Raw genomic sequence first — 15,936 nt, 5'->3', positions numbered from 1 at the left:
GGTCAACGAATTCTGCTGAAGAAATTAAACTAATGCTCTATATCGCATAACGGGAACTAATCCATTTCGATTATTCAGTAGTTGCTATAGGATTCATTAAATATGTGCTATAGCCGCATGAAAACAAACGATAAGGAGTGTTGTAATATATGGCTACGCTGCCGTTGCCCCCTGTAGCCGGGCCTTTCATTCAAAGTTTGCGAAGTATTGGTTATTCCCTTGAGTCAGCTGTTGCTGACGTGATCGATAATTCTATATCAGCTCAGGCAAACACTGTTGATATCTATACAGAATGGCGAAATAGTGATCCCGTTTTGGCTGTTATGGATGACGGTCATGGAATGTCACCAAATGAAGCGCAGGCTGCTATGCAGCTGGGTGCTGTTGGTCCTGCTGATTCCAGGTCGAGTGAGGATCTTGGCCGATTTGGTATGGGGCTTAAAACTGCTTCATTTTCCCAATGTAAAAGCCTTACTTTGATAACCCGGAAGTCTGCTGCGCTTGACTGGTATGGACTTCGTTGGGACTTAGATTTAGTCGAGAGAGAAAATAGTTGGCTTGTTGTGGAGATGGATCCAGCAGAATGCCAAGACTTTTTGAATGAGGTTGAATTATCATTTTCAAAGGGAACAGCTGTTATTTGGAATACTTTCGATAGGGCCATTGACCCTACTGCCGTTAGTGGGGAAAGAGATTATGATCGGCGTATCGTTGCGCTGATTGATCATTTGGCTCTTACATTTCACCGTTTTATCAGAGGTGAGGAGGTATCTCGAAAAGTTAACCTGCGGCTTAATGGCAAGTCTATTGCAGCTAAAGATCCATTTGCGACAAAGCCTGAGCCCAATAAGCAGGCCTCTACCATTCTTTCTAATGAAACTATCCGGTTGGGAGCCTGCTCTGTTGGTGTCAAAGCATATCTGCTTCCGCATCCAACGAATCTTTCTCACTCCTTTGCCAAAAAAGTCTCTCAAGGTGGTGATCACCATTCAGGACAAGGAATTTACATCTACCGAGCAGGGCGATTAATAGTATCAGGAGGCTGGCATCGGCTGGCCAAGGCATCTGAAGCTAATAAGCTAGCTCGTATCCAAGTGGATTTTGGTAATGATGCAGACAGTTTGTGGAGGATAGATGTACGCAAATCTAGGGTAGATCTTCCGTCATCACTTAGAGAACAGCTAAGGCGGGTGATTACGCAGTGCGCAAAAAAGTCCTCGACGACATTTACACGTCGAGCCAAGATGCCCTCGGTTGATCCGGAACCCGTCTGGCAGCGTGTCTTCGACCGAGATAAGTCGAGGGTTCATTACATTTTGAACAGAAAACATTCCGCTCTTTCTGAGATGTTGGTTGTTCTTGGGGATTCGGATACGAGAAGCGCTCTTATAAAACTGATTGAGTCATCATTACCTGTTGAACTTATAAAAAATGATATGTCTGCAACAAACATAAAGATGCAACAGGAACCAGATGACCTTTTTCATCACTGCATAGATCTTGCAGAAGAGTTATTTAATGCAGGAATAGACAAGGAGCTTATTCAAAGAGCTTTGGTTAACGATAGCAACATTGGATTAACTCCAGATAAAGCAAATAAGATAGTTTCAAAATTAGGGACGTTATGATGCTCTCAAAGGACACAATTATCGAAATGGTGGTGGGACAGCTTGAAAAAGAAGCTCATCGTTTGGATAACACACCTTCAATGGATTGGGTTTCAGAACAGGCAAAGAAGTTCTGTTCAAATTTCAATCTTGATGATGGTGACGAAAAAGTTGTTATTAACCTTCTTCGGACAAAAGTAGAAGTTACTGTGGGTGAGGCTGCTATTTTAGTAAGCGATGAGCCACGTACAGAATGGCTTACTTCGGATAAAAAGAAGCAAGTTGACTGGTATTACTGGAAGCGTTTTAAAGATCATTTTAAAACAAAAGATATTCCTGAAAGTGTTTTAAAGAGAACTGATACCGATACTGATCGAGTTTTATCTTTATTAGGGGATCCAGATTCACATGGCGGATTTCCATGCAGAGGCATGGTTATTGGAGATGTTCAGGCAGGAAAAACAAATAACTACTCTGCACTTATTAACAAAGCTGCTGATGTAGGCTACAAGCTGGTAATCGTTCTAACTGGTACTGTTGAGGACTTGAGACAACAGACTCAAGAGCGTTTGGACTCTGACTTCGTAGGCAGTGTTTCAATTGCTGGTCGATCCAGTAAAGACAAACAGACCAAGATAATAGGAGTGGGGCGATCTGATGATTCCAGGCTACCGTTCTGCCTTACAGACAGGGATGATGATATTAAGAAGGATCCTAGATATCGTATAGCGACTATCAGTGAGCCGATTCTTGTCGTAACCAAGAAAAATAAATTCCCTTTACAACGCTTGGTCACTTGGCTGACATCTGAAATCAATGCCAAGAACGGGAAGGTAGATCAACCCGTTCTTATTATTGACGATGAAGCCGATAATGCATCAGTAAATACAGGTGCCGAAGACGAAGATCCAAAAACAATTAACCGACTTATTCGAGAAGTTGTCGCCGCATGCAGGCGGGTTAGCTATGTCGCCTATACGGCAACACCTTTTGCTAACATATTTATCCATCCAGATTCTGAAGGTGATCGATCAGACACAGACGATCTGTTTCCTAAAGACTTCATCGTTGCTTTAGAGCCGCCGAATAATTACTGCGGAGCCAGCTTCTTTTTTCGAAATGAGGGGGTAACAGAGAGAGTTTGCGTTGAAATTGAAGATGCGCATGAACACCTGCCTATCCAGCATAAACCCGGAATCGCAATTCATTCGATTCCAGAATCGTTAAAAAGTGCTATAGGAGTATTTTTGCTCGCATGCGCCGTAAAGGACATAAGGCGTAAGAAGCATATAATTAAACATGAGCATGATTCGATGCTCATTAATATGTCCAGGCTTACTACTGTGCAGTCTGATATTACACCTTATGTGGATACTTGTTTGGATTCATATTGGGATGCAATCACTGTGCATACCTGCAAGGAAAGCCCGGAAACTAGGTCAGGTGTTATAGGGAACCTACATAAGCTTTGGATGCAACATTATCAGGGTATATGTGATGAGTGTTGGGAGGATGTCTGTTATTCATTGTCTGAAATGGAAAGACCCCAGACAGTTACAGTACACAGTAAATCTGGTGATGCACTTGTTTATGATAATGAAGGTCCCAAGAAGCAGATTGCTATTGGCGGTCTTAAGCTTAGCCGGGGGTTAACACTTGAAGGTTTGGTAATAAGCTATTTTTACCGCCGGTCTGCCATGTACGATAGCCTTATGCAGATGGGGCGCTGGTACGGATATAGAGATGGTTATCAGGATTTATTACGGATCTGGATAACATCCGAGTCACTGGATTGGTACGCGCATATATCTAAAGCATCAGATGACCTCCGTGAGCAGGCAGCAGAAATGCAGCGACGGAAAATGACCCCTAGCGAATTCGGGCTTCGTGTTCAGGCTTCTCCTGACGCGTTGATGGTTACCGCTGCAAACAAGATGCGAACAGCTAGAACAATTACCACTAGATTGCGTTTTGACAATAAGCTTTGGGAAACAGACTGTGTAGACTCAAGGCCAGAGGTTATAGAAGCAAACCTTGATGAGTTTAGCCGTTTTATTTCAGAAATTAGCAATAACAAATACCAAGGTGCAGATATCCCACAGCACCATCAGCAGCATATTCAATTCAGGGATATTGATGTAAGCGACATTGTGAGTTGTCTCAAAACTCTAAGGAATCATCCAAGCTGTGGTTTTTGGGCAGAGAATGATCTTTTTCTTCAATACATAGAAGGACGTTCTAGAGATGAGCTAGCGAAATGGGATGTCTTTGTATACCAACCTAATAAAGCAGACGAAGGAGTGTGGAAGGCAAAGGACGGAGAGGTATACTCGCGCCTTCGCCGTGGAATAGTTACAAACAAGCCCCGTAATGAGAGAAATAAGCACGAGCTTCGATTAAGTAGAAAGCAGTCCATTACAAGTCGGGGGGTTGAGGCACTAGGTCTGACACAGGGAGAGATTGACCACGTAGAGAAAGGCTTAGGGTTGGTTGCGGATAAGAAATATCGCAAGGTACGTAAAAAGCCTTCTCTCGTTTTTCATGTCATAAGGGCATGTGAATACTCAGGCCCATCAAGTAGCGCAAATATAGCTTCAGAGTTGGATGTGCTTGGCTGGGCCGTTTCTATTCCTCCTTCTTCTGCAGCTCAACCGGATATTCTTTGGAATGTAACGATTGACTGGTTTGAGAAATATGGCACCGAACTCACCGACGAAGCAGAATCATGACTGATATTGAAACACCTTGGACTCACATGAAATCTCCTCTCGGAGAAGGTCTTACTACCCTGCGTGTCAGACATGAAGAGTCTAACCCTTGGTATTGGATTAAAAGTAATGGTGGGGCGTATGGCGCGGCTATCCAGCTTCCAGTCAAGGAGGAAGAAATTGCATCCACTGTTCAGGGAACGGCTAAGATTAATATAGTTAGGATCAACGACTCCAATGGGGATCACTATCTTGGTGTAGTGATTAACTCATCTGAATTAGCAACTGTTTTTCATCGGCTCTGTTTGGATTTGATGTCAGCATGCCGCTATTCGGAGAATCCATCTGAAATCATCGCTATCTTGAAGCGGAGAGTCCTCGCCTGGCAACGGCTATTTGAAAAAGGAAATAGAAGACTATCTGTTGAAAAGTGTCTTGGGCTGATTGCTGAATTAATGTTCCTGAAAGATTATTGGATTCAAAATAAGCCATCACGGTGTGTAAGTGGGTGGATTGGACCCACAGGCGCTTCGCAAGATTTTAGAGATGAAACATTGGGGGTATCAGTTGAAATCAAATCACATTCTTTTGACTCGAATATTGTCAAAATTTCTTCTAAAGAACAGCTTGATTCCGAGGACCTGCTGTTTATTGTTGCCTACCCAGGTTGCTTGTCTTCTGGTGAGGCTGGTGGAAAAAGTCTGAATGAGTATGTGGAAGAAGTAAGAAGAATACTTTCTCCCAATGAGTATTCGGTTTTTGATGAGCGTCTGCTTACTGTCGGCTATGTATATGATCCATATTATGATGAAATGGAATTTCAGATCGGAGAGCCAAAAGCCTATAAAATAGAAGGTGATTTTCCGAGACTAACGGAATATTCTCTGCCAGTAGCTATAAGCCGGATTCGTTATGAAGTTGATTTAGCCTTAGCTGCAGATTGGATTTGTCTAATTTCGGATATAGATTAAAGAACGGAGCTAAAAACATGGATGAGTTGATGGAGTATTACACTTCTCTGATTGAACATGTTAAAGCATCATCAGATGTTGAGGGTCGATTAATTGAGTTTGAATTTCTTAACTATATTCTTGATCTGCTTTCCGATGCAGGAGAGTTTGATGATTATACAATTGTTGAGGATGGACGGGATAGTGCAGGGAGGTGGCTAGTTGATGGGTATTCCTATGACACAAGTAACTTTTCTTTAGCTCTGTTTGTTACTGTTTTGACCTCAGATGAAACTCCTTTAACTTTTGCCAAAAGAGATATCGAGCCTTCACTAAACCGTCTGATAAAATTTATAGATATTGCACTAAATGAACCACTCCTGTCGGCTTCTTTTGAGCCCACAAGCAGTTGTTACCAAGTAGCGCAGTTTATAAAGGATAAGTGGGGAGAGGTTTCAAATATAAGGCTTATCCTTGTCTCTAATCGGCCTGCTGCTGATAGGATGAAGGAAATAAAGATCAGTGATATTGAGGGTCGGCCATGTACTGTCAGTCGGTGGGATTTAAAACGGATCTATAATCTTGAGTCCTCTCGAAATGAAAGGGAGGAAATGGTTATCGATTTGAAGGATGCCCCTCTCCCATGCCTTGTTGCACATGAAGCAGAAGGTGAGAAGTCAATTCTCGCAGTAATGTCTGGTAATCAACTGGTATCGCTGTATGGGCAGTGGGGGGCAAGGTTGTTGGAGCAGAATGTCCGTAGCTTTCTTCAGCACAGAGGAAAGGTAAATAAAGGTATCAGATCTACTATATTGCGTGATTCTACTCACTTCTTTGCCTATAACAATGGTTTAACGACCACTGCTCAAGACGTAACGATTGAGTATACCGAGAGAGGCCCTATGATAGTTGGGCTGAAAAATCTTCAGGTTGTTAATGGAGGGCAAACTACCGCTTCTATCTACAGCGCTTATGTAAAGGATAAGGCAGATCTTTCCAACATTTCAGTACAGATGAAGCTAACAGTATTATCTGAAGAAGCTTCGTCTGAACTGGTACCTAAGATTTCCAGGTTTGCTAACTCTCAAAACAAAGTATCTGATGCAGATCTGTTCTCAAATCACTCTTACCATGTTCGGCTAGAGGAGTTTTCAAGAAGAATCTGGACTCCGGTTCGAGCTGGGCAGAATGCCCAAACTCACTGGTTTTATGAGCGAGCCAGGGGACAGTACCTGGATGCTCAGGCTTACCTGACACCGGCCAAGAAAAGGCATTTTCAGTTGCTTAATCCCCGAGCGCAGCTCCTTACTAAGACCGATGTTGCCAAAATTATGAACTCTTGGGATTGTTTACCTCATGAGGTAAGCAAAGGAGCCCAAAAGAATTTTGCAAAGTTTGCTGAACAAGTGGATGCTCAGTGGGAAAAGGATGACCTGTTCTATAATGAGGCCTACTTCCGCCAGTTGATAACAAGAGCATGGATTTTCCGAACCTTTGAAAAGGTTGTTATGAAGGAGCCTTGGTATTGCGGGTATAGGGCCAATATAGTGACTTATGCAATTGCTAGGCTTTCTGAAGAGGTTTGTGCCTGTTCTTTGGAGTGGAATAATGATGTGCTTTGGAGGGCGCAAATTATTCCTGAAGCTATTTTGAAAGAACTTTTGAGCCTAGGAGAAAAGATTAACGGTATTCTTCTTGCGGATGATCGTCCCGTTGGCAACCCTAGTGAATATGCTAAGAGGGCGATGTTCTGGGATAAGGTTAAGAGATTGAGTTGCGATATTAAGGATATTGGCAATCTTCTAATAAGCAAAGAAGAAGCAAAGGAGCAATTTGATGAATCAAAAGCAGTGCAGAAAACGGATGATGGAATTCATGCTCAAGAAAGGGTTCTAAAAACAGATAAGCGGGTATGGAGTGAGATCGTGAGTTGTCTACATGACGACGATGCGGCAACGCATAACCTGATAGGAATATTGAAGATCGCGAATCATCCAACTAAATTACCTTCAGAAAAACAGTCTGTAGTATTAGCAAAGTTACTGGATAAGTATGCTGACAGGCTGACACTTTGAGTTCGGTTGTTTTTTTCCCTTACTGGGGTTGTCGGTTAAGAGCAGGCTTAGAGACAAACTAATGGCATTTGTGAGTCCTGTTGTGAACCGTCGCCTTTTGAAAGCTATTCTGGAGAGCCTTTCTTAGAAGTTCCCCATTTGCGTTGAGTGGTAGATAAAGAATCTGATACGGTAACTAATGCCGTTGCTTTGTGCCCTAATTGCCACCGTGAATTGCATTATGGTCGTCAACAGGAAACCACGTTACACACGATGCATATGCGGATTGACCGCCTGATCGTCGAATAAATTCTCCAGCCCATCCACAGGATGGGTACCTCTGTTTCACTTCTGAACACCACTCCGTTGGCCTCAAACCTAGGTACTAGGGGGTATATCTAAAACCTATCTATAGCATTAATTTATTCTCGTTGTTTGCGTTCGGTTGATCCGCGATCTTGTTCTGTATAAGAAAGATAAAAGGTGGTGTAGATGTCTCATTGGAGTTTGAAGCGTAAGTTGTTGTTGGCAGCAGGGATTATTTTATTGCTGGTACAGTCGCTGGTGGTGCTGACCGGTATTGAGTCGATGAAGCGCAGTGGTCAGTACACGCTGGAGGCGATCAGTGCCAGCCAGCAGGAAAGTGCTGCTGAGCTATTGGCGTTTATGGCAACAGATTCGGCGCAACAGGTAAGTGATTATTTAGACCGGGCGTTCGATGTACCTGTGGCGCTGGCATCGGTGTTATCGGCGACCAGTCTTGGCGGTAAAGATCAATCTCTGAGCCGGGATCAGGTACAGCGCTTGGTGCAGCAAAGTCTGGCATCTAACAGCCATGTCAGTGCCTTGTATTCTGAGTTTGAGCCGGATGGTTATGATGGTTTGGACAAACAGAGTGTTGGTAGCGGTGTGCATAGCAGTTCTAAGGATGGCAGTCTGGGGTTGTATTGGGTGCGCACTCCCGAAGGGCTGCAGCAATACGAAGGTGATCCGGAAGGGCGTTATCTGACGGCTATTACAGATTCAGGTCAGCGAGAATCTGAATGGTATTTGTGTAGCTTTGAGTCGGCAGCAAACTGTGCACTGGAGCCTTACCTTTACGAGATTGAACCGGGTAATAGTCAGTTAATGACAACGTTAACAGCCCCGGTAATGAGTGCTGGAAAGGCGGTGGGTATCGCGGGAGCGGATCTGAATCTACCCGCTATTCAGCAACGGGTAGCGCTGATTGCTGAATCGATGTTTGAGGGGCGGGGGGATATTCATATTGTTAGCCCTGCCGGCAGATTAGTTGCCAGTACTGCTTATGAAGAGCAGTTGATGCAGCCTTTGAGTCAGGTGGATGCTGAATTAGCCAGTGTTATTCAAGGTGCAGGTAAACAGGTATCCCGAACGGCAGACCGGCTGATGGCCGTGGCGCAAATACGCATCAGTGCGACAGCTACTCAGTGGCCGTTGATTATTTCAGTGCCTGATTCAGTCATCATGGAAGATTTACTGGCATTACAGCAAGATCTGAATACCGGAATAGATACCGCGATGACCCGCATGCTGGGCTTATCGGCCGGATTGATTGTACTGGCAATCTTACTGATTTATCTGGTGGTTCGTGCAGTGACGAATCCACTGAACCGTATGCGTGACAAAGTATGGAGCTTAGTCAGCAGCGATGGTGATCTCACTCAGCATCTGGATATTGCCCATCATAAAGAGTTAATTGAAATCCGTGACGGTTTTAACCAGTTCATGCAGAAGTTGCGGGAAATGATTGTGGTGTTTAAACAGCAGTCTGATGAGCTGGCTGAGTTTTCCGGGCGCTTAAGTGGTTCGGCTAATAATGCTAACCGTTCTGTGGGCATGCAGGCCAGCCAGATTGATAGCGTTGCGGTCGCTATGGAAGAGATGTCGACCAGCAGTGCGCAAGTAACAGATTTTGCGATTGCCAGCGCAACTGAAGCACAGAGTTCCAGTCAGGATTTAGTGACAACTAAGCATGCAATTGAACAGAATCTGCAACAGATTCAGCTGACCGCTGATGAAATGGCACTGAGCAGTGAGCGGATTACACAGGTAGCTGAGCGCAGTGAAGGCATTAATACCATAGTCGAGACGATTCGTTCGATTGCAGATCAGACCAATTTGCTGGCACTGAATGCAGCTATTGAAGCGGCCCGGGCGGGCGATCAGGGACGTGGGTTTGCTGTTGTGGCGGATGAAGTACGTACGCTGGCTGCCCGTACCCAGCAGGCAACAGAAGAAATTGGCTCGTTAGTATCGACCTTGCAGGAGGATGTTGATGCGTCCGTTACGCAAATCAGTAAGAACCGCGAGCGGGTGAATACTGTGGCTGATGAAGCGTCACAGTGCTTTGACATGATCCAGAAGGTGACCGAGAGTCTGGTGTCTATATCAGACAATGCTACTCAGGTTGCCACGGCGGTTGAACAGCAGAGTCAGGTAGGAGAAGACATTAACCGTAATGTGTCGGTGATTGGCGATGCTGCCGGTGAAATGGCGGATCAGGTGGCGCAGGTAGAGGTTGTTAGTCAGGATATGACCAGAGTAGTTGCCAGCCTGAATGAGCAGTTGGAAAAGCTTAAAGTGTAGCTGCTGAAGTCGATTTATAAGTATAAAAAACCGGACTCAATAGTCCGGTTTTTGTATTCAAAATACGTGTGGTTTAACCAAGCAGTCTTTTAATTTCGGCTTCAATCTGTGGGTAACTGGTCTGGTTACTGACGCTGATTTCACGATAGCCGTCGCCGCCAAATGTACGGTCCAGTTCGATCAGTACATGGGTGGTGTCTGGTGTCAGAATAAAGGACAGCTCCGCTTCCTGAGTATGACCAAACAGTGAGCCGAAGCCTCCGGGTCTGAATTCCATTTCCTGATAGCAGCCCGACTGAGACTGGAAGTTATTTGCTCGCAGGTAGCCGGTTTCAACATCTGCCTTCACCATGGCGTAGCCACAGGCATTCATCGCCTGAATGAAGTGAGAAACCGCTTCTGGCGGGTGGATGTGCATTGGATCACGGTCAGTCGGATCGACAGAAAATTCGATATCCAGTGCGGTTTCTACCCATACCCGGCATTGGTTGTTATGGGTGTCCAGCACGGTAATGGGAGTTTCCGGATGCAGGTCAAAACTGAAGTCGAGACTGCGGAACTCATTTGGCTGTAAAGTAAAAGCTTCGGTTACCTGAAACTGGTTTAAAGGCTGCGCAACGTAGCTGACGGTGTCGTCACTTTCAACTTTTGCATTGGTCATCAGTTTCAGCGTGATAGCGGAGATTTCCTGCTCGACGTCACCACCTTTAACTTCAATACGGCCTTCGACCCGGGCACCGGGGAGAAAATGTTCGGTGGTCAGAATTGTATCTACAGTGGCAGCACCGACGCCAATCCGGGCAAAGAGGTTTTTTAACATGTCGCTTCCTTTATAACCAAAACGTGATTTACCAGCCGCACACTATATCAGGCAAAACGGGGTTTGGCAGCGCCGGAAAATCAGCGAAAATACATTGTGCTGATACTGTACAGGCAGAGTGCGGTATTCGGTGCTGGTGGTATGTGGCGGATGTTGGTTATAGGCGACAAACCTATAGGTGTTTGTAGGGCTGAATGTGATACAACTCATTTTGGTTATTATATCTAATTGAAAACGCTGTAATTCCTTACTTTTTACAGGGGGTTGTTGCTACCATTGTGTTACATGTTTTTACGTGTGTGGAAAGTTTTCAAACACTCAGGATGGTGTGGATGTTATGACTCGTAAACTGTTGTTCTGGATTGCGGCGGTAGTGTTGTTCGCTAGCAACTTTCTTTTAGACCCTTATCTCGGCGATCTCTATGTGCGGATTGCCCGTGATCTGGTGTTATTTGGTGGCCTGTTCTGGGGCGCTATTCTGGTTTCCCAAAATCGTATCGGTTCTTTACTGAAGAATATTGATGCTGTGCTGGCTGAAGAGAAGATAGATTTACGGGTGCGCTTTGATAGCAAACATCCGGAAATTCATGCACTGACGGATAATATGAATGAGATGCAGCAGCGGGTAGAACAAGCGGTTGCAGGGGTAACCAGCTCCGCTGCCCGTCTGATTCCTATGTCTCATGAGTTGGCTGACAGTTACGGTGATGCGACACAAAAAGCCTCACTACAGGACAGCCGTTCTGATGAAATTTTATATGCGATGGACAGCATTAAAACTGCTTCAACAGAAGTGGCGGGCAGCGCCCGTTTGATTGTCGAAGAAGCATCTTCCGGTAATGCCGCGGTGATGGAGTGCCAGCAGTCTATGACTTCTGCGCAGGAAGTGGTGGATCGTTTATCAAACCATATGAGTCAGGCGCAAACGATTCTGGATGGTTTGAAAACTGAAACGGATCAGGTTGGCAGCATTGTTGAAGTGATAAATGGTATTGCGGAACAAACCAATTTACTGGCGTTGAATGCAGCGATAGAAGCAGCCCGGGCCGGAGAGCAGGGGCGCGGATTTGCGGTTGTTGCAGATGAGGTGCGTAACCTGGCAGAGCGTACTCGCCAGTCGACTCTGGAAGTACAGGGGATGCTGGAACGGATTCAGATTGGTGCCGGTAGCCTGGCGGAAGCCATGCAGGAAGGTGGTGATGCCTCAGAAGAAAATAACAGCCGGGTAACCGAAGTTGGTGATCAGCTGACTGATTTAGTGAATATTATTGGCCGGGTTCATGAAGCGGCGGGTGCGATCAGTGAGTCTGCGGAGAATCAGCAACAGCGGGCGATTGAGGTACGTAACTCAAGTGATACGCTGGCAGCACTTAACCGTGAGACCTTACAGGAATCTCAGGTGCATACTATTTCTAAAGATGATCTGGAAGCACTTGGTAAGCAGCTGCGTGACAAGTTGCAGGTGTTTAGTCTTGAAGGCGACTACTGGCACATTCAGCGCAGAACCAAGACCCGTCCAATGGAAGGTAACGGATCGGTAGCAGCGGGTAATATAGAAGATGATATTGAGTTGTTCTGAATGCCGCTGGTCGTCTGACGACTGAGTGTAAATAAGCAGAGAATAAAAAGCCGGTGTCCTGTTAAGGCCACCGGCTTTTTTGTATCGCTTCTGTGGTGATTACTGGTTACGGATTACTGCGGAAGATATGGCGGACTGAGTTATTCTGGTCTAACTGTTCTGATTTAATTCATCTGGCTTAACGGGCTTGTTAAGTCAGGCTTATTTAATGAGGTTTGTGTAGTAAGGCTTATTTAGTAAGGCTAAGCAAGCCGGGCCTGCTAAGCCCGGCTTAGGCATCATTCCACTATGGCTTGAGGTTCAGCAGTGAACATCCTGGTACATTCATCAGCAGGTACAGGGCGGCTGTACAGGTAGCCCTGGAAATGCAGGCAGCCAAGTGATTCCAGTAATTCCTGATCAGCCTGTGTCTCAACGCCTTCGGCGATGATCTCCAGGTCCAGGCTTCCGGCCATTGCGATAATCGTTTCTACAATGGTCAGGCTGCTGGCATCGGTACGGATGTCGTGAACAAAGGATTTATCAATCTTAAGTTCATTCAACGGCAGCGTTTTCAGATAGCGCAGGGATGAATAGCCGGTGCCAAAATCATCAATTGAAAGATGAACCCCAAGCGCTTTAAGGCGGCGCATCTGGCTGGCAGCGGCTTCGATGTTCTCGATCAGCATGTTTTCAGTGAGCTCCAGGCAGATCAGTGAGGTATCGATCCCAGCCTGTTGCTGGAGGCGTTCCAGCTGATCAACAAAGTCAGGCTGAATAAACTGCTTCGGACTGATGTTAATCGACAAACGACGGAAGCTGTCCGGTAACTCTTGTTTTTGCCACTGGATCAACTGTTGGAAGGCTTCTTCCATTACCCAGTGACCGATAGGCAGAATCAGCCCGGTTTCTTCAGCGACACCAATGAAGTTATCCGGTGCAACTAAACCATGTTGCGGATGACGCCAGCGGAGCAGGGCTTCCATACCAATTAGCTGACCCTGAACATTCACCTGAGGCTGGTAGAAGAGTTCAAACTCTTCATTTTCAAGGGCGTGGTGCAGGTCTTTTTCAAGGGTCAGACGTTCGTTAACGCTTTCCTGTAACTGTTGCTGATAGAAGCACAGCTGATTACGACCCTGACGCTTGGACTGATACATAGCCGTGTCGGCCTGCCTCAGCAAATCATCAATGCTTACCGCATGCGCTTGCGGAAACAGAGTGATACCAACGCTGGTGGACACAAAGAGTTTGTGGCCGTTAATCACAAAAGGCTGCTTAAACAATTGCAGAATCTTCTGCGCCAAGTGCTGGATACCTGTTGTTGCACAACTTTCTTCAGTAGGTACTTCAGGCACCAGTATGACGAACTCATCACCGCCGAGGCGGGCAACGGTGTCTTCACTGCGCAGGCTGGATTTTAGCCGCAGAGCAACTTGCTTGAGCAGGTTGTCGCCAACGCTGTGCCCCAGAGAATCGTTAATCAGCTTGAAGCGGTCGAGATCCAGGAACAGAATGCCGCCGGTATGGTCATGACGGTTAGCAATGCGCAGTGCCTGGGTGATCCGGTCATTGAGTAGCTGGCGGTTAGGTAAGTCTGTAAGCGAATCGTAAAAAGCCAGGTACTTGATACGTTCTTCGGCAGATTTACGTTTACCTATATTACGCGCTGAGCTGAGCAGCAGAGTCTCGTCATTGATTTTTACCTGTACGGTACGGATTTCCATCAGATTGATAGATTTATCCCGGCGGTACATTTCTACTTCTTTGGTGATCGAGGTATTCAGATCCGCCTCTTTGATCATTGCGCGCAGGTCGTCGTGATATTTTTCGTTACAGATATCAAACAGGCTACCGCTGAGCAGTTCATCTTTACTGAGCTTGAGGGCGTAGCAGGCGCTGGCATTCACATCCAGTAGTTTCCCCTCGCAGTCGAGCAGGAATATGCCGTCACTTGCTTGCTCCATTACTGCTCGGAAGTAAGCTTCACTGTCGGTAAGAGAGCGTTCAATACGTAGCTGTTTATCCAGCATGTTGTTGAAGCTTTTGATCAGGAAGCCAAGCTCATCACCTTTATGTCTTTTCGGCAGGTCGAGCAGCTCCGGGTGTTCCGGATCAGTATTTACACGGGCAATATTGTGAGTAATGTTGATGATCGGCCGGGTTACAAAGAAGAAGAATACGCCGAAAAACAGCACCGCAGTAATCAGTGATTCGAACAGTTTGAAATACACTACCTGCCAGCTGCGGCGGGTGAAGTCCTTCATTATTTCAGCCTGATCAATAGATACTTCCAGGCTGCCAACACCAATTTGTTTGTCTGGCAGGGTCAGGTTGTGCACAAAGGTACGGTAGCGATCGATGAATCCGTTGTCGCGCCAGTAAACGCTGGTATTCATCACTGGCCGTTCAATTTCAGCCAGCTTGTTGCCCCAGTCATCTTTGATTTCTGCTTTAAAGATTGACGGCGTTTTCATCAGGCTGACAACAATTCGCTGGGCCAGTACCCGATCCAGCTGATAAGCCGCCTGAATTGCCGATTCTTCAAGTAACCCAAGGGTTTGTTCAACCTGGGTTTCCATGTTTCGGTAAGTAGCCTGCCAGTCAGAGTAAATCTGGATGGCTGAGGAGACGAGACTTAGTACCAGCATCATGATCAGTGCCAGTATAAAGTTTCTGAATCCCAGTTGTCGTCGTAGCGGGATCATTTGAGCAGTCCCCAATACGGGTTAAAAGGGTGTAAGACCATAGCGTGCGTGTATCTCCTGCATAACACCGTTATTACGGATCCGTTGTAAGCCTTGGTTGAATAAACTAATAAGTTGTAGGCTGTCAGGCCATTGTTTACTGAAGCAAACGTAAAGCTTGAGAATGGGTTTTTCTGGCAGTGGGGTAAATTTAATATCTTGTGCGAGGCCAAGTTGGTTGGCGATAAACAGAGCTGCTTCCCGACCTACATAAAAGATGTCCTGACGTTGGCGGGCGATTAGATTTAATGCTTCATCCATTCGATTCACGTTCAGTGTTTTTATGCTTTTGTTTATCAGTTCCGTCTGGGTTGCATACCCATTGACTGAAACTACCCGGTAATCGCGGAGATCTTCCAGTGAATTGATCTTGCTTGTATCCAATTCAGTGTGACTAAGTAGTCCGATCTGGCTACTACTGATCTGGTCGCTGTAATTCAGTTGTTTACGCCGTTCGGCGTTTTCACTGCAGGTGACCGCTGCCGTGGCATTGCCCGACTGGACATCCCGCATGATCCGCGCCCAGGGGCGAAAATCTACATTAACGTTGACACCTGATGCGGCAAAAGCAGCTTCTGTGACTTCTACGTCAAAGCCGGGTGTCAGTGGATTATCTGCAATGTTAAAAGGCGGATAATGGCTGGCAAAAATCTTTAAATCAGACGCTGCCAATAAGGAAGAGGAAAACAGACTGGATACGAACAGCATGAGTACAGACATTCTGTGGGTAAATCCGGTCTTGCGATTCATGTACTACCATCCTTTGCGTGGGTAAGGAAACCGATGAAAACGCTTAATCAGCCCGCTTCTGAGGGCTGTTTGGAAGTTGTTGCCAGGATTGCGGCGGACATTTCAACTTCACTGTTTAGCTCGTCCGTTAGGGGA

General features: G+C 45.9%; 9 protein-coding genes. 6 read left to right on the top strand and 3 right to left on the bottom strand.

Annotation, left to right across the window (positions count from 1 at the left end; genetic code table 11):
* Nucleotides 1-149: 149 nt before the first annotated feature.
* The 5 genes from OCU49_RS17205 (at nucleotide 150) to OCU49_RS17185 (ending at nucleotide 9,926) form a co-directional block, all read left to right on the top strand.
* On the top strand, nucleotides 150-1,628 hold the full coding sequence (locus OCU49_RS17205; protein ID WP_261841789.1) for an ATP-binding protein: 1,479 nt from the start codon (nucleotides 150-152) through the stop codon (nucleotides 1,626-1,628).
* Nucleotides 1,625-4,336: a Z1 domain-containing protein gene (locus tag OCU49_RS17200; protein ID WP_261841788.1), complete on the top strand. Its 2,712-nt coding sequence runs from the start codon at nucleotides 1,625-1,627 to the stop codon at nucleotides 4,334-4,336. The genes OCU49_RS17205 and OCU49_RS17200 overlap by 4 nt, the downstream gene beginning before the upstream one ends.
* Entirely contained in the window at nucleotides 4,333-5,286 is a 954-nt protein-coding gene (locus OCU49_RS17195) for a PD-(D/E)XK motif protein (RefSeq protein WP_261841787.1), read from the top strand. Before OCU49_RS17200 ends, OCU49_RS17195 begins: the two co-directional genes overlap by 4 nt.
* 17 nt (nucleotides 5,287-5,303) lie before the next feature.
* Complete coding sequence (locus OCU49_RS17190) at nucleotides 5,304-7,340, top strand: AIPR family protein (RefSeq protein WP_261841786.1); 2,037 nt, start codon at nucleotides 5,304-5,306, stop codon at nucleotides 7,338-7,340.
* A 471-nt stretch (nucleotides 7,341-7,811) separates the two neighbouring features.
* Nucleotides 7,812-9,926 (top strand): methyl-accepting chemotaxis protein, encoded by a 2,115-nt coding sequence (locus OCU49_RS17185; protein ID WP_261841785.1) that lies wholly within the window; start codon nucleotides 7,812-7,814, stop codon nucleotides 9,924-9,926.
* Between the two features lie 73 nt (nucleotides 9,927-9,999).
* Here the strand turns inward: OCU49_RS17185 and OCU49_RS17180 are convergent, their stop codons facing one another.
* Nucleotides 10,000-10,746 carry a sporulation protein gene (locus OCU49_RS17180; protein ID WP_261841784.1) on the bottom strand — a complete coding sequence of 249 codons (747 nt, stop codon included), beginning with the start codon at nucleotides 10,744-10,746 and terminating at the stop codon, nucleotides 10,000-10,002.
* A 337-nt stretch (nucleotides 10,747-11,083) separates the two neighbouring features.
* Between OCU49_RS17180 and OCU49_RS17175 the strand changes: the two genes are divergently transcribed.
* Nucleotides 11,084-12,325 (top strand): methyl-accepting chemotaxis protein, encoded by a 1,242-nt coding sequence (locus OCU49_RS17175; protein WP_261841783.1) that lies wholly within the window; start codon nucleotides 11,084-11,086, stop codon nucleotides 12,323-12,325.
* 278 nt (nucleotides 12,326-12,603) lie between these two features.
* Here OCU49_RS17175 and OCU49_RS17170 read toward each other — a convergent pair whose 3' ends face one another.
* Together OCU49_RS17170 and OCU49_RS17165 are read right to left on the bottom strand one after the other, a co-directional pair.
* Nucleotides 12,604-15,012, bottom strand: coding sequence for a sensor domain-containing protein (locus OCU49_RS17170; RefSeq protein ID WP_261841782.1), 2,409 nt, complete (start codon nucleotides 15,010-15,012; stop codon nucleotides 12,604-12,606).
* A gap of 21 nt (nucleotides 15,013-15,033) precedes the next feature.
* Nucleotides 15,034-15,801, bottom strand: a complete 768-nt coding sequence (locus OCU49_RS17165; RefSeq protein ID WP_261841781.1) for a substrate-binding periplasmic protein — start codon at nucleotides 15,799-15,801, stop codon at nucleotides 15,034-15,036.
* Between the last annotated feature and the right edge of the window lie 135 nt (nucleotides 15,802-15,936).

Origin of the sequence: Aliamphritea ceti, assembly GCF_024347215.1 — a bacterium.
GTDB classification, from domain to species: domain Bacteria; phylum Pseudomonadota; class Gammaproteobacteria; order Pseudomonadales; family Balneatricaceae; genus Amphritea; species Amphritea ceti.
This window is presented reverse-complemented; position numbering and strand designations above follow the sequence as displayed.